The organism is Variovorax sp. LARHSF232, from assembly GCF_052871435.1.
Map to the genome: position 1 here is coordinate 273,693 of NZ_JBIXJS010000004.1, position 18,056 is coordinate 291,748.

Consider the following 18,056-nt stretch of genomic DNA (forward strand, 5'->3'; position numbering starts at 1 on the left):
CTTTTTGGCAACGGGCGCATGCGGGCCGCAGGATTGGCGGCCGGCGTCGCCTGGGTTCGTCCCCATTTCTTCTTCCCATTCAAAGGAACGCAGCATGACCGCTGAATACAAAGTCCACGGCGACGTGGCCGTGATCACCTTGAACAATCCTCCGGTCAACGGCCTGGGCCATGCAACGCGCCTGGGCATCACCGAAGGCCTGGCCAAGGCGCAAGCCGACGCGGCCGTGAAGGCAGTGGTCATCACCGGCGCCGGCAAGGCTTTCTCGGGCGGCGCGGACATCAAGGAATTCGGCTCGCCCAAGGCGCTGGCCGAACCCAACCTGCTGTCGGTGATCCTGGCGGTGGAAGCCACCACCAAGCCGGTGGTCGCCGCGATCCACACCGTCTGCATGGGCGGCGGCCTCGAGCTGGCCCTGGGCTGCCACTACCGCGTGGCCGCACCCGGCACCAGCGTCGCGCTGCCCGAAGTCAAGCTGGGCCTGATCCCCGGCGCCGGCGGCACGCAGCGCCTGCCGCGCGTGCTGGGCGTGGAAACGGCCCTCAACATGATCGTCAGCGGCGAGCCGGTGAAGAGCGAACTGCTGGCCAGCCTGCCGGGCCAGAAGCTGTTCGACAAGATGGCCGCTTCCGCCGAGACGGTGGTGCAGGAAGCCATCGAGTTCGCCAAGGATGTGGCCACCAAGGGCGAGCCGCTGCCGCTGGTGCGCAACCTGCCGTGCAAGCACCCGCAGGGCGACGCCTACTTCCAGTTCGCGCGCAACATGGTCGCCGGCATGTCGAAGAACTTCCCGGCCCCGGGCAAGTGCGTGGACGCCGTGCAGGCCGCGACCAAGATGAAGTTCGACGACGGCATGGCGGAAGAGCGCCGCATCTTCACGGCCCTGATGTTCACGCCCGAATCGGCCGCCTTGCGCCACCTGTTCATGGCCGAGCGTGCCGCCAGCAAGATCCCCGACGTGGCGGACGACACGCCCAAGCGCGAGATCAAGACGGTGGGCGTGATCGGCGCCGGCACCATGGGCGGCGGCATCTCGATGAACTTCCTGAACGCCGGCATCCCGGTCAAGATCCTCGAGATGAAGCAGGAGGCGCTGGACCGCGGCATCGCCACCATCAAGAAGAACTACGAAGCGCAGGTCAAGAAGGGCAAGCTCAAGCAGGACAAGTACGACCAGCGCATGTCGCTGCTCTCCACCACGCTGAGCTACGACGATCTGAAGGACTGCGACCTGATCATCGAGGCCGTGTTCGAGGAGCTGGGCGTCAAGGAAGCCGTGTTCAAGGAACTTGACCGTGTCGCCAAGCCTGGCGCCATCCTGGCCTCCAACACCTCCACGCTCGACGTCGACAAGATCGCAGCCTTTACCAAGCGTCCGCAGGACGTGGTCGGCATGCACTTCTTCAGCCCGGCCAACGTGATGAAGCTGTTGGAAGTGGTGCGCGGCGCCAAGACCGGCAAGGACGTGCTGGCCACGGTGATGGCCATTGGCAAGAAGATCAAGAAGACCTCGGTGGTCTCGGGCGTGTGCGACGGCTTCATCGGCAACCGCATGATCGAGCAGTACAGCCGCCAGGCTGGCTTCCTGCTGGACGAAGGCGCGACGCCGCAGCAGGTCGACAAGGCGGTCGAGAAGTTCGGCTTTGCCATGGGCCCGTTCCGCATGGGCGACCTGGCCGGCAACGACATCGGCTGGGCCATCCGCAAGCGCCGCGCCACCGAGCGCGCCGGCATGTTGTACAGCAAGACGGCCGACAAGCTGTGCGAGCTGGGCCGCTTTGGTCAAAAAACTGGCGCCGGCTGGTACGACTACGCGCCGGGCAAGCGCGACGCGATCCCGTCGGACCTGGTCAACAAGATGATCGAGGATCACCGCAAGGAACTGGGCATCACGCCGCGCAAGATCTCCGACGATGAAATCGTGCAGCGCCTGGTCTACGCCCTGGTCAACGAAGGTGCCCACATCCTGGAGGACGGCATTGCCTCCAAGGCCGGCGACATCGACATGGTCTACCTCACCGGCTACGGCTTCCCGATCTGGCGCGGCGGCCCGATGCACTACGCCAGCCAGGTCGGCCTGTACAACGTGGCCTCGGCGATGAAGCGCTTTGCGCAGAACCCGAATGACGACGCCAAGTTCTGGGAGCCGGCACCGTTGATCCAGAAGCTGGCCGCCGAAGGCAAGCAGTTCAGCTGAGCCACGCACCAGGACGCATGCCTTGAACATCAAGCGCGTTTTCCTCGGGCTGCTGCTGGTGCTCGCCGCACTGGCTGTGGCGGTGGGCATCAACACCTGGCGCAACCCGTCGCGCCAGGTCAGCGTGCCGCCGGTGCAGAAGGTGGCGGTCGACGCTGCGGCCGTGGCCAGGCGGCTGTCCGGCGCGATCGGCTTCAAGACGGTGTCCAGCCAGGACGACCCGGGCCTGAACGCCGACCAGTTCGTGAAGCTGCAGGCCTACCTGAGCGAGCAGTTTCCCAAGCTGCATGCCACCTTGAAGAAGGAAGTGGTGGGCGGGCATTCGCTGCTCTACACCTGGACCGGCAGCGACCCGAAGGCGGCGCCCATCGGGCTGATGGCGCACCAGGACGTGGTGCCCATCGCCTCGGGCACCGAAGGCGAATGGAAGGTCGAGCCCTTCAGCGGCGCCATCAAGGACGGCTACATCTGGGGCCGCGGCGCCTGGGACAACAAGGGCAACCTCGTGTCCCAGATGGAAGCCATCGAGATGTTGCTGGCCAGCGGCTTTGCGCCCAAGCAGACCATCTATCTCATCTCCGGCGCGGACGAAGAGGTGGGCGGCCAGCGCGGCGCGAAAGCGATTGCCGAGCTGCTCAAGTCGCGCGGCGTGCGCATGGCCTGGATCCTCGATGAAGGCCTGCTGGTGACCGAAGGCGTGCTGCCGGGGCTGGACAAGCCGGCCGCACTGATCGGCCTGTCCGAGAAAGGCTACGGCAGCTTCAAGCTGACGCTGGACGCGGCCCCGGGCCATTCCTCGATGCCGCCGCCCAGCTCGGCCATCGGCAGCATGAGCCGCGCGCTCGCCCAACTGGAGGCCAAGCCGATGCCGGCCGCCATCAGCGGCGTGGCGGGCGACATGTTCGCCACGCTGGCGCCCGAGATGAAGGGCGTCAACCAGGTGTTCCTGTCCAACCTGTGGCTGTTCGGCCCGCTGGTGCAAAAGCAGTTGGAGAAGAGCCCGAGCAGCAACGCCATGCTGCGCACCACCACCGCGCTGACCATCGTGAATGCGGGCAACAAGGACAACGTGATGCCCGGCCATGTCGAGGCCACGGTGAACTTCCGCATTCTGCCGGGCGACAGCCTGGCCTCGGTCGAGCAGCATGTGCACCAGGCGGTGGGCAACGACGCCATCAAGGTGCAGCCGTACCCGGGCAATTCCGAGCCTTCGGCGGTCTCGCCGGTGGACGGGGCAGGGTACGCGGCCATCCAGCAGACGGTGCGCCAGGTCTTCCCCGAAGGCGTGGTGGCGCCCGGGCTGATGGTGGCCGCCACCGACGGCCGCCACATGGGCCCGGCGGCCGATGCCGTCTACCGTTTCTCGCCGGTGCGCGCCAAGCCGGAAGACCTGCCGCGCTTTCACGGCACCAACGAGCGCGTCTCGATCGCCAACTACGTCGAGATGATCCAGTTCTATCACCAGCTCCTGCGCAACGCCGGCAATCCGGCCTCGCCGAGCTGACCCCGTTACCTGACCTTCACACGAAAAGGAAATCCATCATGACCAGCGCCGTCATCGTTTCCACCGCCCGTACCCCGCTCGCCAAGAGCTGGAAGGGTGCCTTCAACATGACCCACGGCGCCACCCTGGGCGGCCACGCGGTGCAGCACGCCGTTGCGCGCGCCGGCATCGACGGTGCCCTGGTCGACGACGTGATCATGGGTTGCGCCACGCCCGAAGGGGCCACCGGCTCCAACATCGCGCGCCAGATCGCGCTGAAGGCCGGCCTGCCCATCACCACCTCGGGCATGACCATCAACCGCTTCTGCTCCTCGGGCCTGCAGACCATCGCCACCGCCGCCCAGCGCATCATCGCGGGCGAGGGTGACGTGTATGTGGCCGGCGGCGTGGAGAGCATCTCCTGCGTGCAGAACGAAGCCAACAAGCACATGCTCGTGGACCCGGCGCTGATGAAGCAGAAGCCCGAGATCTACTGGAACATGCTGCAGACGGCCGAGCAGGTCGCCAAGCGCTACGGCATCGGCCGCGACGCCATGGACGAATACGGCGCCCGCAGCCAGCAGCGCGCCTCCGCCGCGCTGGAAGCCGGCAAGTTCAAGGACGAGATCGCCCCCATCACCGTGCTGGCCGGCGTGGCCGACCCGGTCATGGGCCTGCGCACCAAGGAAGTCACCGTCGAGAACGACGAAGGCATCCGCGCCGGCACCACCAAGGAAGGCATCAGTGGCATCCGCTCGGCGATGCCCGGCGGCCTGATCTCGGCCGGCAATGCCAGCCAGTTCTCCGACGGCGCCGGCGCCTGCGTGGTGGTCGACGAGAAGTTTGCGCAGCAAAAGGGCCTGAAGCCCCTGGGCCGCTTCCTCGGCTTCGCCGTGGCCGGCTGCGAGCCTGACGAAATGGGCATCGGCCCGGTCTTCGCGATCCCGAAGGTGCTGTCCAAACTGGGCCTGAAGGTCGGCGACATCGACCTGTGGGAACTGAACGAAGCCTTCGCCGTGCAGGTGATCTACTGCCGCGACAAGCTGGGCCTGCCGGATGACCGCCTGAACGTCAACGGCGGCGCCATTGCCGTGGGCCACCCCTACGGCGTGAGCGGCCAGCGCCTCACGGGCCACGCTTTGATCGAAGGCAAGCGCCGCGGCGCCAAGAAGGTCGTCGTCACGATGTGCATCGGCGGCGGCATGGGCGCCGCCGGAGTATTTGAAGTTCTCTGACGCGGATGACTAGCCAGGCCTCCGCCATGTCCAAGACACCGGAAGCCTTGCTCGCATGGGGGCGCGAGGTGCTTGCCTCGCAACCCTTCAGCGTGCTGCTCGGCGCCGAGCTGCACGCACTGTCGCGCGGGCAGGCCGAACTGCACCTGCCGATGTCGCCCAAGCTCTTGCAGCAGCACGGCTTTGCGCACGGCGGGGTGGTGAGCTACCTGGCCGACAACGCGCTGACCTATGCCGGCGGCGCGGCCATGCAGGTGCCGGTCGTCACGGCCGAGTTCAAGATCAACTACACGCGGCCCGCGATCGGCGAGCGCCTGATCGCGCGCGCCAAGGCCATGCACGTGGGCAGCTCGCAATCGGTCTGTACCTGCGAGGTGTTCGTGGTGAAGGAGGGCGTGGAAAAGCTCTGCGCCGTCGCCCAGGGCACCATTGCACGGCTGCCCGATGCGCCGCAGCCGCGTGCCTCCCAGGAAGCGCCATGAACTATCGTCCCACCCTCGATTTCCTGCTCTACGACTGGCTGCATGCGGAAACGCTGGCCGGCCGCGAGCGCTTTTCCGACCATTCGCGCGAGACCTTCGACGCCGTGCTCGACACCTGCGAGCGCATCGCCCGCGAGAAATACGCACCGGCCAACCGCACCGTCGACGTGCAGGAGCCACACTTTGACGGCGAGAAGGTGATCCTGCCGCAGGCCACGCACGACGCGCACAAGGCCTTCGTCGAGTCCGGCATGCTCAGCGCCGCGCAGGACTACGACATCGGCGGCATGCAGCTGCCCTATACGCTGCAGGCGGCGGCCAACAGCTTCTTCGCCATGGCCTCGGTCAGCATCGGCTCGGGCATGCTCACCAGCGGCAATGCCAACCTCTTGATGGTGCACGGCACGCCGATGCAGCAGCAGGTGTTTGCCAAGAACGAGTTCAGCGGCCGCTGGTCGGGCACCATGTGCTTGTCCGAGCCGCAGGCCGGTTCGTCCTTGAGCGACGTGGCCACCCGCGCCGTGCCCGACGGCGATGATTTCGAAAGCGATCCGCTGGGTCCGCGCTATCGCCTGACGGGCAACAAGATGTGGATCTCGGCCGGCGACCACGAGCTGACCGAGAACATCGTGCACATCGTGCTGGCCAAGATTCCGGATGCCGATGGCAAGCTGGTGCCCGGCACGCGCGGCATCTCGCTCTTCATCGTGCCCAAGCGCCTGGTGAACACCGAGGGCGAGCTCACCGGCCAACGCAACGACGTGGCGCTGGCGGGCCTGAATCACAAGCTGGGCTGGCGCGGCACCACCAACACCTTGCTCAACTTCGGCGAAGGCAAGTACCCGGTGGATGGCAAGCCCGGCGCCATCGGCTACCTGGTCGGCTCGCCCGGCAAGGGCCTGCACTGCATGTTCCACATGATGAACGAGGCACGCATCGGCGTCGGCACGGCCGCCACCATGCTGGGCATGGCCGGCTACTACGCCTCGCTGGAATATGCGAAGAGCCGCCCGCAGGGCCGCCCCGTGGGCCCCGAGGGCAAGGACGCCGCCAAGCCGCAGGTGCGCATCATCGAGCATGCCGACGTGCGCCGCATGCTGCTGGCGCAGAAGTCCTATTCGGAAGGCGCGCTGGCGCTGGAGCTGTATTGCGCCCGCCTGGTCGACGAACAGAAGACCGGCGACGCGCAAGCCGCCGACGACGCGCGCATCCTGCTGGAAGTGCTGACGCCCATTGCCAAGAGCTGGCCCAGCGAGTGGTGCCTGGAGGCCAATTCGCTCGCCATCCAGGTGCATGGCGGCTACGGCTACACGCGCGATTTCCCGGTGGAGCAGTACTGGCGCGACAACCGCCTGAACATGATCCACGAAGGCACGCACGGCATCCAGGCAGCAGACCTCCTGGGCCGCAAGGTGCTGATGGAAAATGGCCGCGGCCTCACGCTCTTGGCCTCGCGCATCGGCGAGACCAGCGAGCGGGCAGGGCGCGTGCCTCAACTCGCGCCGCACGCCAAGGCACTGGGCGCGGCACTGGCGCGCATCGGCTCGGCCACGCGCGAGGCCTGGGCCACCGGCAACCCGCGCGACGCCCTCATCAACGCCGTGCCCTACATGCAGGCCTTCGGCCACGTGGTGCTGGCCTGGCTGTGGCTGGACGTGGCGCAGCGCTCGCTGCAAGTCGATGGCGCGGCGGCGCAGCCGGCCACCGCGGGCCGCGTCGGCGCGGCCGACTACTTCTTCCATTACGAGCTGCCGAAGATCGGCGCCTGGCTCAACGTGGTCGAAAAGCGCGACGCCACCTGCGTCGCCATGCCGGAGGAAGCCTTCTGATGGCCGCTAATCAAGCCAAGCCCTTCGCCAGGCTCGAAGCCTGGATCTGGGTGCTGATCTACGGCGGCCTGTTGACGCTGATCCTGGGCATCGCCACCGGCCGCAGCAACGAGCTCGTGGGCTGGTTGCTGGCCGTGCCGGGTGTCATCGTGGCGACCGTCGGCGTGGTGCTGATCTATGTACGCTCGAGGTTGAAAGATCCGAAGAAACCATGATCAAGCACATCGTGATGTGGAAGCTCAAGGACCCGGCCGACGCACAGCGCTTCAAGGCCGAGCTGGACAGCTGCCGCGGCATCGTGCCGGGCATGCGCGCGTTCGAGACCGCAATCCGCAGCGACGGCCTGGAGGCCAACTGCGATGTCGTGCTCAATTCCAGCTTCGACGACAAGGCTGCGCTGGACGCCTACCTCGTGCATCCGAGGCACAAAGAGGTGAGCAGCCTGCTGGGCACCTTGCGCGAATCGCGCAGCGTGCTCGACTACCAGACCCCCTGAAACGAACACCGGAGACCCCTTCGCCATGACCACCGCTCGCACCGTGCAGCAACTGTTCGACCTTCGCGGCAAGACCGCGCTCATCACCGGCGGCTCGCGCGGCCTGGGCCTGCAGATGGCCCACGCCCTGGGCGAGGCCGGCGCGCGCATCATGCTGAGCTCGCGCAAGGCAGAAGACCTGGAGCAGGCCGCGGCCGAGCTGCAGGCCGCCAACATCGACGCGCGCTGGATCGCCGCCGACTGCGCCAAGGAAGAAGACACCCGGCGCCTGGCCGACGAGACGCTGGAGCGCATGGGCGCCGTCGACATCCTGGTGAACAACGCCGGCGCCAGCTGGGGCGCCCCGGCCGAAGACCACCCGGTCCAGGCCTGGGACAAGGTGATGAACCTCAACGTGCGCGGCTACTTCATCCTGTCGCAGCAGATCGCGCGCGGCTACATGATTCCCAAGAAGTCGGGCCGCATCATCAACATCGCCTCCATCGCCGGCCTGAACGGCAACGGACCGGAGATGAAGACCATCGCCTACAACACCTCGAAGACGGCGGTGATCGGCTTCACCCACACCTTGGCAGCAGAGTGGGGCCGCTACGGCATCAACGTCAACGCCATCTGCCCGGGCTTCTTCATGACCAAGATGGCCGCCGGCCTCATCAAGTCGCTCGGCGAAGAGAAGATGGCTTCGCACGCGCCGCTGGGACGCCTGGGCGACGACGAAGACCTGAAGGGCATCGCCCTCCTGTACGCCAGCGATGCCGGCAAGCACATCACCGGCCAGTGGATGGCGGTCGACGGCGGCGTCAGCGTGGTCCTCGGCGCCTGACGATGTCCGAGGATCTCGCATTGCGGGCCTTCGCCGGCCGCATTCCCTTCGCACGCCACCTGGGCTTCGAGCTGACGAAGTTCGAGGGCGGGCAATCCGAGATGCGCTACACGGCCAAGCCGGAGCATCTCAACACCTTCGACGTGACGCACGGCGGCGCCTGCATGACGCTCTTGGACGTCACCATGGCCGCGGCTGCGCGGAGCAGGCTGCCGGAGATGGGCGTGGTCACCATCGAGATGAAGACCAGCTTCATGCATCCCTCCGTCGGTCCGCTGGTGGCCAAGGGCCGCCTGATGCATCAGACCGCCACGCTGGCCTTCACCGAGGCCACCATCTTCGACGAGCAGGGCCGTGCCTGCGCCCACTCGACCGGCACCTTCAAGTACGTGCGCAAGCGCCTTCCCGTAGGCCCGGCCAGCGCCAACGAACAGCGACCACCGTCCACCGACTGAACCCAGGAAACTTCCATGCCCGCCAACAAGCAACAACTGCTCGACAACCGCCCCGAAGGCGAAGCCGTCGCCAGCAACTTCAAGCTGGTCACCAGCCAGACCCCCGAGCTCAAGGAACACGAGGTGCTGGTGCGCCACCACTACCTGAGCCTCGATCCATACATGCGCGGGCGCATGAACGATTCCAAGAGCTATGCCCAGCCCCAGCCGCTCGGCCAGGTGATGCAGGGCGGAACGGCCGGCGAGGTGGTGGAAAGCAGGAGCCCCAAGTTTGCCGTGGGTGACAAGGTGGTGGGCTTTGGCGGCTGGCAGGAATACAGCGTGGTCGACGCTTCGCAACTGGGCGTGCTGCGCAAGGTCGACACCACCCACGTGCCGCTCTCGCACTACCTGGGCGCAGTGGGCATGCCCGGCGTCACCGCCTGGTACGGCCTGGTGAAGATCATCGCGCCCAAGGAAGGCGACACGCTGGTGATCTCGGCGGCAACCGGCGCCGTGGGCAGTGCCTTCGGCGCCCTGGCCAAGGCGCGCGGCTGCCGCGTGGTGGGCATTGCCGGCGGGCCGGACAAGTGCAAGTACGCGGTCGACGAGCTGGGCTTCGACGCCTGCATCGACTATCGCCAGCACCCGGACGCCAAGCGCATGAGCCAGGCGCTGAAGGAAGCCTGCCCCAAGGGCATCGACGGCTACTTCGAGAACGTCGGCGGCTACATCCTCGATGCCGTGCTGACCCGCGTGAATGCCTTTGCCCGCATCGCGCTGTGCGGCATGATCGCCGGCTACGACGGCCAGTCGCTGCCGCTGGCCAACCCGGCGCTGATCCTCATCAACCGCCTGAAGATCGAAGGCTTCATCGTGAGCGAGCACATGGAAGTCTGGCCCGAGGCCCTGAAGGAACTCGGCACCCTGGTGGGCACCGGCAAGCTGCGTCCGCGCGAATCGATCGCACAGGGGATCGAGTCGGCGCCCGAAGCCTTCCTGGGCCTGCTCAAGGGCAGGAACTTCGGCAAGCAGCTGGTGAAGCTGGTCTGAACACCCGCAAGAAGAGGAGAGCGCCATGGCCGACCTGATCCTGCACCACTACCCGACCTCGCCCTTTGCCGAAAAGGTGCGCCTGCTGCTGGGCTTCAAGAAGCTCGCCTGGAAGTCGGTGATCATTCCGCAGATCGCGCCCAAGCCAGATGTGGTGGCGCTCACCGGCGGCTACCGCAAGACGCCGATTCTGCAGATCGGCGCCGACATCTATTGCGACACCGCGCTGATCTGTGACGTGCTGGAACACCTGGCGCCCGCGCCCGCGCTCTATCCCGAGCAAGGCAAGGGCCTGGCGCGCACCCTGGCGCAGTGGGCCGACAGCACCCTGTTCTGGACCGCGATGGCCTACAACTTCCAGCCCAAGGGCGCGGCCGACCTGTTCGGCAACGCACCGCCCGCGCTGGGCAAGGCCTTTGCCGACGACCGCAAGGCGATGAGCGTCAACATGACGCGCCTGCGGCCGCTGGACGCCATCGCGGCCTACAAGTCCTACCTGCGCCGCATCTCCGACATGCTGGAAGGCCAGCCCTACGTGCTGGGCGAAGCGCCCACGGTGGCCGACTTCTCCCTCTACCACCCCTTGTGGTTCACCCAGGTGCGCACGCCTTCGCTGGCCGAGATCCTGACGCACACGCCGGCGGTGGTGCAGTGGATGGAGCGCATGGCCGCCATCGGCCATGGCGAGATGCAGAAGTTCGATTCGGCCAGCGCCATCCAGGTGGCCGCCGCATCGACGCCGCACAGCCTGCTGATCGACAGCACCTTCCAGGACGACCACGGCATCGCGCTGGGCACGCAGGTCAGCATCTCCGCCGAGAGCTTCGGCCCCGAGCCGACCGAAGGCGAGTTGGTGGCCGCCACCCGCACCCACTTCAGCCTGCGCCGCACCGACGAACGCGCCGGCACGGTGCATGTGCATTTCCCCCGCATCGGTTACGTACTGAAGAAAGTGGAGACACCCGCATGATTTTGGATTTCAAGGGCAAGACGGCCGTACTCACCGGCGCCGGCTCGGGCTTCGGCCTGGAATGCGCGCGCATCGGCGCGGCGCGCGGCATGAACCTGGTGCTGGCCGACGTGCAGCAGGATGCGCTCGACGCGGCCAAGGCTGAAATGGAAGCGGCCGGCGCCCAGGTGCTGGCGCGCAAGGTCGACGTGTCCGACGTCGCCCAGATGGAAGCGCTGGCGGCCGCGGTGAAGGAACGCTTCGGCGCGCCCCATTTCGTCTTCAACAACGCCGGCGTCGGCGCCGGCGGCCTGGTGTGGGAGAACACCGTGGCCGACTGGAACTGGGTGCTGGGCGTCGACCTGATGGGCGTGGTGCACGGCATCCGCCTGTTCGTGCCGATGATGCTGGAAGCCGCCGCCAAGGACCCTTCGTACCGCGGCCACGTCACCAACACCGCCAGCATGGCCGGCCTCCTGACCCCGCCCAACATGGGCATCTACAACGCCGCCAAGGCCGCGGTGGTGAGCCTCACCGAGACCCTGTACCAGGACCTGCGCCTGGTCACCGACCAGGTCGGCGCCAGCCTGTTGTGCCCGTACTTCGTGCCCACCGGCATTGCCGCCAGCGAGCGCAACCGGCCGGGCGGCCAGGGCGCTGCCGGCCAGCTCACCAAGAGCCAGCTGATCGGCAAGGCGATGAGCGAGAAGGCCGTGAGCAGCGGCAAGGTGAGCGCGGCCGACGTGGCGCAGCTGGTCTTCCACGCCATGGAGACGGACCAGTTCTACGTCTACAGCCATCCCAAGGCGCTGGGCAATGTGCGAAGCCGCATGGAAGGCATCGTGGCCGGCACCAACCCGGCCGACCCCTTCCTGGAGCGGCCGGAAATCGGCGACCAGCTGCGGGTAGCGCTGCGCGCGCACTGAGTTCCGCCGTCCGGTGCTTGCGCACCGCGCCGCCAGAATCGGTTAGGGTTCGACCTTATGCAGGAAGTCCCCGACCTCATCGCTTGCGAAGGCTGCGACGCCCTTTACAAGCGGCCCGAGCTGCGCCCGCGCGAGGTGGCGCGCTGTCCGCGCTGCGGCACCGTGCTGGAGCGCCACTGGGGGCGCATGCACGAGCGGCTGCTGCCGTTCACCGTGGCGAGCCTCATTCTTTTCGCCATCGCCAACCTGTTTCCGATCGTCGAGATCGAGGTGCAGGGCCTGCGCAGCCAGACCACGCTGGCCGGCGCGGTGCTGGCGCTGACCCGGGGCGAGATGGCCGAGGTGGCGGTGCTGGTACTGGCCACCACCATCCTTTTTCCGCTGATGCAACTGTGCATCCTGTTCTACCTGCTGTTGCCGCTCTCGGTGCGCGGCCAACGGCCGGCCGGCTTCAACATCCTGGTGCGCGCCATGCAGGTGCTGCGGCCCTGGGGAATGATCGAGGTCTTCCTTCTGGGCGTGCTGGTCGCCATCGTCAAGCTGTCGGGCATGGCCCGGGTGCTGCCTGGCGCGGCGCTGTGGGCGTTCATGGGTTTGACGGTGCTGCTGACGGCGGTGCTGGCCTTCGAGCCCAAGGCCTTCTGGCGCATCGTGTTCGACCGCGAAGCCCGCAAGGGCGTCCCTCCATGAACGGCACCGCGCCAAATGCCGGGGTCGAAACCGCCGCCTCGTGCGGCCTGCTGGGCTGCCACCATTGCGGCACGGTATGGCGCGACGCCGCGCCGGGCGAGCCCTGCGGGCGCTGCGGCACGCACCTGCACCGGCGCAAGCCCGACAGCCTGAACCGCACCTGGGCCCTGCTGATCTCGGCCGCCATCCTGTACCTGCCGGCCAACCTGCTGCCGGTGATGATCACCCGCACCATCTTCGGCGCGCAGTACGACACCATCCTGAGCGGCATCATCTACTTCTGGGTGTCGGGCGCCTGGGGACTGGCCGCCATCATCTTCATCGCCAGCTTCCTGGTGCCGCTGTTCAAGCTCGTGTCGCTGGGCCTGATGGCCGCCACCGCCGGGCGCCACAGTGCGTGGCGGCGTCAGGACCGGGCAGCGCTGTACCGAGTCATCGAGATCATCGGCCGCTGGTCGATGCTCGACGTGTTCGTGGTCTCGCTCCTGGCCGGGCTGGTGCACATCCAGGGCCTGGCCGAGATCTCCGCCGGCCTGGGCATCGCCGCCTTCGCCGGCGTGGTGGTGCTGACCATGCTGGCATCCATCAGCTTCGACCCCCGCCTGACCTGGGACGACGCACCGGTGGCCGACAATCGGCCGCCGACCATCCGCAACGACACGACGAGGCCCGGAACGACCGCATGAGCGCAGACGACGCCAACACCCCCGCCGCCCCTCCCGAGGGGGCGCTGCCCGAGCCGGCAGTGGCCCGCCGCCGCAATTGGCTGCCATCGCTGATCTGGGTGATTCCCATCGTGGCGGCCCTGGTCGGCCTGGCGCTGGTGGCCAAGATCCTGCGCGAGCGCGGCCCCGAGATCGAGATCAGCTTCCTCACCGCCGAAGGCCTGGAGGCGGGCAAGACCGCGGTCAAGTACAAGGACGTGCAGATCGGCACGGTGGAAACCATCCGCCTGGCGCGCGACCGTTCGCACGTCAGCGTGAAGGTGCAGCTCAAGAAGGAGGCCGAAGGCTTCACCGCGACCGACACCCGCTACTGGGTGGTGCGGCCGCGCCTGGACACCACCGGCTTTTCCGGCCTGAGCACCTTGCTGTCGGGCGCCTACATCGGCGCCGATGCGGGCGAATCGGAAGAGACCGAACGCGAATTCAAGGGCCTGGAGCAGCCGCCCATCATCACCCGCGGCGCGTCGGGCCGGCAGTTCGTGCTGCGCGCCAAGGACGTGGGCTCGGTCGACATCGGCTCGCCGGTGTTCTTTCGGCGCGTCAAGGTGGGGCAGGTGGCCTCTTACCAGCTTGACGGCGACGGCCGCGGCGTGACGCTGCGCGTCTTCGTCAACGCGCCCTACGACAAGTTCGTGGGCGTCAACACGCGCTTCTGGCATGCCAGCGGGATCGACCTGCAACTCAGCGCGTCGGGCGTGCAGGTGCGCACCCAGTCGCTGGCCACCATCGTGCTGGGCGGCATCGCCTTCCAGGCGCCGGACGACGAGGCCGGCCCCACGGCGGCCGAGAACACCGTCTTTGCGCTGGGCGACGACGAGGCGATCGCCATGCGCGAGCCCGATGGCGAGGCGCGCAGCGTGCTGCTGTACTTCAATCAGTCGCTGCGCGGGCTCACGCCGGGCGCGCCGGTGGACTTCCGCGGCATCGTGATCGGCGAGGTCAAGTCGATCGGCGTCGAGTTCGACCGCGAGCAGCGCGAGTTCCGCATGCCCGTGTTCGTCGAGATCTACCCCGACCGCCTGCGCCGGCGTGCCCACGAGAAGGAACAGGACAGCCGCTGGACGCCCGAGCAGCGCCTGCGCTGGCTGGTCGGCAAGGGCCTGCGGGCGCAGCTGCGCACCGGCAACCTGCTCACCGGCCAGAACTACGTGGCGCTGGACTTCTTCCCCAAGGCCGCGCCCGCGAAGGTGGAGGTCGACCAGGTGCCGATCGAGCTGCCCACCGTGCCCAACAGCCTGGACGACCTGCAGGCCCAGGTGCAGGAGATCGTGGCCAAGTTCAACAAGGTGCCCTTCGAGCAGATCGGCAAGGACGCGCGCGTCGCGCTGGTCACGCTCGACAAGACCTTGAAGAGCGCCGAGCAATTGAGCCAACGGCTCAACAACGACGTCTCGCCCGAGATCAGCGCCGCCATGAAGGACGTGCGCAAGACCCTCAACACGGCCGAACGCACCATCGCCAGCGATTCGCCGCTGCAGCAGGACATGCGCCAGACCCTGCAGGAACTCACGCGCGCGGCGGCCTCGCTGCGCATCCTGACCGACTACCTGGAACGGCATCCGGAATCGCTTTTGCGCGGCAAGCCGGATGACAAGGACAGCAAGAAATGAGGAAGAACGACAACAGGACGGGCGGCGTGCCCGCCACTTTGACGGGCTGCCTGCCCGCCACTTTGACGGGCGGCCTGCCCGCCACTTTGACGGGCGGCCTGCCCGCCACTTTCACGCTGGGCCTGCTGGTGCTGCTGCTGGCCGGCTGCTCCAGCACGCCGACGCGCTATTACACGCTGGCCGAAACCACGCCGGCAGCGGCGGCAGCGGCCGCGCCCGCGGCCGTGCCGCTGGCCATCGAGATGGCGCCGGTGGCGATGCCCGAGCGCCTTGCCCGTCCGCAACTGGTGGTGCGGCAGGCCGCATCGCCACAAAAGGACGCGCAGACCGAGCTCGAGGTGCTGGAGCAGTCGCGCTGGTCCTCGTCTTTCGAGTACGAAATGCGCGACGCGCTGGGCGCCGCCATTGCCATGCGCCTGTCGGCCTTCGATGCGACCAAGGTCGGCCGGCCGCGCGGCCTGCCGCTGTACCGCATCGCGGTGCAGCTGAACCAGTTCGACGCGCAACCGGGCAGCCGGGTCGACAGCGCCTTCGGCTGGAGCCTGCGCCGGGGCGACGAGGACGCACTGCTGACATGCCAGCTGCAGCTGAGCGAGCCATTGACCGGCGGCGTGGACGGGGTGGCGCTGGGCGCCCAGCGCATCACGGCGCGCGTGGCCGACGAGATCGCGCGCAACGTCGCGGCGCTGGCGGCCGGCCGGCCGGCGCAATGCCCGGCCCCGGTCCGAGCACCGGCCTGATCAATCCCGCTTGATCAGGGCGCCGCTTCGCCCTTGGCCCAGGGCAGGCGGCCGCCGTAGCGCTGCAGCATCTGCGCGTTGCCTTGCAGGAAGAACTCGGGCCGCACCGAAAACGCCGTGTTGCCGGCCATGTAGTCGACCGTGTAGCGATAGCTGCAGTCGAACTGGGGCGCGATCTGCTTGAGTGCGTGGCAGATCAGGCGGTCCACCGCCGGCACCCCGGGCTCGCGAAAGCGGTTGAACCACAGCGGCGCCACCTGCACCGCCAGCGGCCGCGGCAGGAAGTAGCAGTTGACGTCGATCAGAAAGTCTTCCGCGCCTAGCACGCTGGGCCAGCGCCCCAGGCTTTCGCAGTCGTCGCGGCAAATGAAGCGGTGCTCGCGGTCCACGATGTTGCGCAGCGCGTAGCTCCAGCGATTCCCCATGCGGCACACCGCGAGGCAAGTGTCGACATGCTCCGGCGCCAGCGCGTTGTCGTCGTCCAGGAAGATGAGGAATTCGCCTTCGGCGATGAAGCTGCCGGCGGCGTAGATGCGGTGGCCGTTCCAGCGGTCTTTGCCGATGGAATAGGGCAGCTGGATCAGGTCGATGCGCCGCTCTCTGCCAATCGCCTGTGCGGCGATGACGTCGCGCGCATGCACCCAGGTGTGCGGTCCGTCCGCCACCACCAGGTGCTGGATGCGGGGGTAGCGCTGCGCAGCAACCGATTCAACACAGCGCGCCAGCAGCGGGTTGCCGCCGTGCGCCGTGATCACGGTCACCAGGGGCTGGGCCTGGGGGGCTTGCGTCGGTTGCGGCGTCATGCGTCGCGCGAGTGTAGGTGAGGGCGAACAGATCCTTCGGGTCCTGCAGGCGCGGCACCAGGCCGATGCCCTGGCCCAGGCCGTGCAACTGCAGCTGCTCGTGCAAATAGCGCAGTGTCGAGAAGTCTTCCAGCGCGAAGCCCACCGAGTCGAACACGGTGAGCTGCGAGGCATGCTCGCGGCCGGGCGCCTTGCCGGCCAGCAGCTGCCAGAGCTCCACCACCGGGAAGTCGGCGGGCAATTGCTGAATCTCGCCTTCGATGCGGGTTTGCGGCTCGTACTCCACCACCACCCGGGCGGCGCGCAAGATGTCGGAATGCAGCTCGGTCTTGCCAGGGCAGTCGCCGCCCACGGCATTGATGTGCATGCCAGGCTCGATCATGCCGGGCGCGAGGATGGTGGCGCGGCGCTTGTCGGCGGTGAGCGTGCTGACGATGTCAGCGCCGCGCACCGCCTCTGCAATGGAGCCGGCCCGCGTGAGCCGCAGGGCGGGGTAGGGCGCCAGGTTTCGCATCAGCTTGTCGGTGGCGCGCGGATCCACGTCGTACAGGGCGATCTCGTCCAGCCCCAGGTGGAAGTGCAGGGCCAGGGCCTGGAACTCGGCCTGCGAACCGTTGCCGATCAGTGCCATGCGGCGCGCGCCGGGCCGCGCCAGCGCCCGCGCCGCCAGCAGCGACACGGCGCTGGTGCGCAGGGCGGTGGCCAGGGTCATCTCAGACAGCAGCAGCGGATAGCCGGTCTCCACATCCGCCAGCACGCCGAAGGCGACCACCGTCGACAGCCCGCGAGCCGGATTGCCCGGATGCCCGTTGACATACTTGAAGGCATAGCGCGAGGTATCCGCAGCCGGCATCAGCTCGATCACGCCGCCGGGCGAATGGCTGACGACGCGGGGCGACTTCTGGAACTGCGGCCAGCGCAGGAAGTCTTCCTGGATCGCATCGGCCAGTTCGCCGATGAAGCGTGCCAGGCCGACCTCGCGGATCAGGCGCGAAAGCGTGGGCAGGTCGGCAAACTGGGTCATGGCGGCTCCCCTGGCGGCGCTGTTGGAATTGCCATTTTTTGCCCCTGAGCTGCCAAAATGAAGGCTTCAACTTGACAACTTTGCCGGTGTTCTTGGCAGATCGCTGGAAACGCGTGGCAATAAGTTCAGCTCATGGACGACACCGATCGCCAACTCGTTTCCCTCTTGCGCGACAACGCCCGGCTGTCGGTGGTGGAGCTGGCGCGCAAGCTGCGGGTGGCGCGCGCCACCGTGCAGAACCGCATCGCCCGGCTGGAGCGCGAGGGCACCATCGTCGGCTACACGGTGCGCCTGCGGCCCGAAGGCGAGCAACACGGCATTCGCGCCATGATGAGCATCGCCATCGATGGCCACCACGGCGAGGCGGTGCTGCGCGCCCTGCGCGGCCATCCGCAGGTGGTGGCGCTGCACACGACCAACGGTCGCTGGGATCTGCTGGCGGAACTGCGCGCGGACACGCTGGAATCCTTCGACACCTTGCTCAATTCGGTGCGCGCGATCGAGGGCATTGCCAATACCGAGACCAGCATCCTCTTGTCGACGCACAAGATATGAGG

At 67.5% G+C, this 18,056-nt stretch carries 18 protein-coding genes and 1 pseudogene; 17 read left to right on the top strand and 2 right to left on the bottom strand.

Annotated features, from left to right (window positions below; all coding sequences use genetic code 11):
* Positions 1–94 precede the first annotated feature (94 nt).
* From ACIPRI_RS13470 to ACIPRI_RS13545, 16 genes and pseudogenes are all read left to right on the top strand, one after another.
* On the top strand, positions 95–2,197 hold the full coding sequence (locus ACIPRI_RS13470; protein WP_446621956.1) for a 3-hydroxyacyl-CoA dehydrogenase NAD-binding domain-containing protein: 2,103 nt from the start codon (positions 95–97) through the stop codon (positions 2,195–2,197).
* A pseudogene (locus ACIPRI_RS13475) lies at positions 2,187–3,701 on the top strand (M20 family peptidase); the annotation flags it as partial. The gene ACIPRI_RS13470 and the pseudogene ACIPRI_RS13475, both read left to right, overlap by 11 nt.
* A 38-nt stretch (positions 3,702–3,739) precedes the next feature.
* Positions 3,740–4,915, top strand: coding sequence for an acetyl-CoA C-acyltransferase (locus ACIPRI_RS13480; RefSeq protein WP_446621957.1), 1,176 nt, complete (start codon positions 3,740–3,742; stop codon positions 4,913–4,915).
* Between the two features lie 26 nt (positions 4,916–4,941).
* Positions 4,942–5,397: a PaaI family thioesterase gene (locus ACIPRI_RS13485; protein ID WP_446621958.1), complete on the top strand. Its 456-nt coding sequence runs from the start codon at positions 4,942–4,944 to the stop codon at positions 5,395–5,397.
* Entirely contained in the window at positions 5,394–7,226 is a 1,833-nt protein-coding gene (locus ACIPRI_RS13490; RefSeq protein ID WP_446621959.1) for an acyl-CoA dehydrogenase, read from the top strand. The genes ACIPRI_RS13485 and ACIPRI_RS13490 overlap by 4 nt, the downstream gene beginning before the upstream one ends.
* Entirely contained in the window at positions 7,226–7,441 is a 216-nt protein-coding gene (locus ACIPRI_RS13495) for a hypothetical protein (RefSeq protein WP_446621960.1), read from the top strand. The genes ACIPRI_RS13490 and ACIPRI_RS13495 overlap by 1 nt, the downstream gene beginning before the upstream one ends.
* Complete coding sequence (locus ACIPRI_RS13500) at positions 7,438–7,722, top strand: Dabb family protein (RefSeq protein ID WP_446621961.1); 285 nt, start codon at positions 7,438–7,440, stop codon at positions 7,720–7,722. The genes ACIPRI_RS13495 and ACIPRI_RS13500 overlap by 4 nt, the downstream gene beginning before the upstream one ends.
* 25 nt (positions 7,723–7,747) lie before the next feature.
* Positions 7,748–8,545, top strand: coding sequence for an SDR family oxidoreductase (locus ACIPRI_RS13505; RefSeq protein WP_446621962.1), 798 nt, complete (start codon positions 7,748–7,750; stop codon positions 8,543–8,545).
* A 2-nt stretch (positions 8,546–8,547) separates the two neighbouring features.
* Positions 8,548–9,000: a PaaI family thioesterase gene (locus tag ACIPRI_RS13510; RefSeq protein WP_446621963.1), complete on the top strand. Its 453-nt coding sequence runs from the start codon at positions 8,548–8,550 to the stop codon at positions 8,998–9,000.
* Between the two features lie 15 nt (positions 9,001–9,015).
* Positions 9,016–10,032 (top strand): NADP-dependent oxidoreductase, encoded by a 1,017-nt coding sequence (locus ACIPRI_RS13515; protein ID WP_446621964.1) that lies wholly within the window; start codon positions 9,016–9,018, stop codon positions 10,030–10,032.
* A 25-nt stretch (positions 10,033–10,057) separates the two neighbouring features.
* The gene (locus ACIPRI_RS13520; protein WP_446621965.1) at positions 10,058–11,002 is read left to right on the top strand and encodes a glutathione S-transferase family protein; all 945 of its coding nucleotides are present in this window, start codon (positions 10,058–10,060) and stop codon (positions 11,000–11,002) included.
* Complete coding sequence (locus ACIPRI_RS13525) at positions 10,999–11,907, top strand: SDR family oxidoreductase (RefSeq protein ID WP_446621966.1); 909 nt, start codon at positions 10,999–11,001, stop codon at positions 11,905–11,907. The genes ACIPRI_RS13520 and ACIPRI_RS13525 overlap by 4 nt, the downstream gene beginning before the upstream one ends.
* 57 nt (positions 11,908–11,964) lie before the next feature.
* Positions 11,965–12,597 carry a paraquat-inducible protein A gene (locus ACIPRI_RS13530; RefSeq protein WP_446621967.1) on the top strand — a complete coding sequence of 211 codons (633 nt, stop codon included), beginning with the start codon at positions 11,965–11,967 and terminating at the stop codon, positions 12,595–12,597.
* Positions 12,594–13,283: a paraquat-inducible protein A gene (locus tag ACIPRI_RS13535; protein WP_446621968.1), complete on the top strand. Its 690-nt coding sequence runs from the start codon at positions 12,594–12,596 to the stop codon at positions 13,281–13,283. Before ACIPRI_RS13530 ends, ACIPRI_RS13535 begins: the two co-directional genes overlap by 4 nt.
* On the top strand, positions 13,280–14,932 hold the full coding sequence (locus ACIPRI_RS13540) for a PqiB family protein (protein ID WP_446621969.1): 1,653 nt from the start codon (positions 13,280–13,282) through the stop codon (positions 14,930–14,932). Before ACIPRI_RS13535 ends, ACIPRI_RS13540 begins: the two co-directional genes overlap by 4 nt.
* The gene (locus ACIPRI_RS13545) at positions 14,929–15,672 is read left to right on the top strand and encodes a PqiC family protein (protein ID WP_446621970.1); all 744 of its coding nucleotides are present in this window, start codon (positions 14,929–14,931) and stop codon (positions 15,670–15,672) included. Before ACIPRI_RS13540 ends, ACIPRI_RS13545 begins: the two co-directional genes overlap by 4 nt.
* A gap of 14 nt (positions 15,673–15,686) precedes the next feature.
* Here the strand turns inward: ACIPRI_RS13545 and ACIPRI_RS13550 are convergent, their stop codons facing one another.
* Both ACIPRI_RS13550 and ACIPRI_RS13555 read right to left on the bottom strand, forming a co-directional pair.
* Positions 15,687–16,433, bottom strand: coding sequence for a glycosyltransferase family A protein (locus ACIPRI_RS13550; protein WP_446621971.1), 747 nt, complete (start codon positions 16,431–16,433; stop codon positions 15,687–15,689).
* On the bottom strand, positions 16,381–17,499 hold the full coding sequence (locus tag ACIPRI_RS13555) for an ornithine cyclodeaminase (protein ID WP_446621972.1): 1,119 nt from the start codon (positions 17,497–17,499) through the stop codon (positions 16,381–16,383). Before ACIPRI_RS13555 ends, ACIPRI_RS13550 begins: the two co-directional genes overlap by 53 nt.
* A 132-nt stretch (positions 17,500–17,631) precedes the next feature.
* Between ACIPRI_RS13555 and ACIPRI_RS13560 the strand changes: the two genes are divergently transcribed.
* Complete coding sequence (locus ACIPRI_RS13560) at positions 17,632–18,054, top strand: Lrp/AsnC family transcriptional regulator (RefSeq protein WP_446621973.1); 423 nt, start codon at positions 17,632–17,634, stop codon at positions 18,052–18,054.
* Positions 18,055–18,056 lie beyond the last annotated feature (2 nt).

What these genes read in the sequence shown, in the direction of transcription:
- ACIPRI_RS13470 (WP_446621956.1), top strand. Translation starts at nt 95, where the DNA reads ATGACCGCTGAATACAAAGTCCACGGCGACGTGGCCGTGATCACCTTG.
- ACIPRI_RS13480 (WP_446621957.1), top strand. Translation starts at nt 3,740, where the DNA reads ATGACCAGCGCCGTCATCGTTTCCACCGCCCGTACCCCGCTCGCCAAG.
- ACIPRI_RS13485 (WP_446621958.1), top strand. Translation starts at nt 4,942, where the DNA reads ATGTCCAAGACACCGGAAGCCTTGCTCGCATGGGGGCGCGAGGTGCTT.
- ACIPRI_RS13490 (WP_446621959.1), top strand. Translation starts at nt 5,394, where the DNA reads ATGAACTATCGTCCCACCCTCGATTTCCTGCTCTACGACTGGCTGCAT.
- ACIPRI_RS13495 (WP_446621960.1), top strand. Translation starts at nt 7,226, where the DNA reads ATGGCCGCTAATCAAGCCAAGCCCTTCGCCAGGCTCGAAGCCTGGATC.
- ACIPRI_RS13500 (WP_446621961.1), top strand. Translation starts at nt 7,438, where the DNA reads ATGATCAAGCACATCGTGATGTGGAAGCTCAAGGACCCGGCCGACGCA.
- ACIPRI_RS13505 (WP_446621962.1), top strand. Translation starts at nt 7,748, where the DNA reads ATGACCACCGCTCGCACCGTGCAGCAACTGTTCGACCTTCGCGGCAAG.
- ACIPRI_RS13510 (WP_446621963.1), top strand. Translation starts at nt 8,548, where the DNA reads ATGTCCGAGGATCTCGCATTGCGGGCCTTCGCCGGCCGCATTCCCTTC.
- ACIPRI_RS13515 (WP_446621964.1), top strand. Translation starts at nt 9,016, where the DNA reads ATGCCCGCCAACAAGCAACAACTGCTCGACAACCGCCCCGAAGGCGAA.
- ACIPRI_RS13520 (WP_446621965.1), top strand. Translation starts at nt 10,058, where the DNA reads ATGGCCGACCTGATCCTGCACCACTACCCGACCTCGCCCTTTGCCGAA.
- ACIPRI_RS13525 (WP_446621966.1), top strand. Translation starts at nt 10,999, where the DNA reads ATGATTTTGGATTTCAAGGGCAAGACGGCCGTACTCACCGGCGCCGGC.
- ACIPRI_RS13530 (WP_446621967.1), top strand. Translation starts at nt 11,965, where the DNA reads ATGCAGGAAGTCCCCGACCTCATCGCTTGCGAAGGCTGCGACGCCCTT.
- ACIPRI_RS13535 (WP_446621968.1), top strand. Translation starts at nt 12,594, where the DNA reads ATGAACGGCACCGCGCCAAATGCCGGGGTCGAAACCGCCGCCTCGTGC.
- ACIPRI_RS13540 (WP_446621969.1), top strand. Translation starts at nt 13,280, where the DNA reads ATGAGCGCAGACGACGCCAACACCCCCGCCGCCCCTCCCGAGGGGGCG.
- ACIPRI_RS13545 (WP_446621970.1), top strand. Translation starts at nt 14,929, where the DNA reads ATGAGGAAGAACGACAACAGGACGGGCGGCGTGCCCGCCACTTTGACG.
- ACIPRI_RS13555 (WP_446621972.1), bottom strand. Translation starts at nt 17,499, where the DNA reads ATGACCCAGTTTGCCGACCTGCCCACGCTTTCGCGCCTGATCCGCGAG.
- ACIPRI_RS13560 (WP_446621973.1), top strand. Translation starts at nt 17,632, where the DNA reads ATGGACGACACCGATCGCCAACTCGTTTCCCTCTTGCGCGACAACGCC.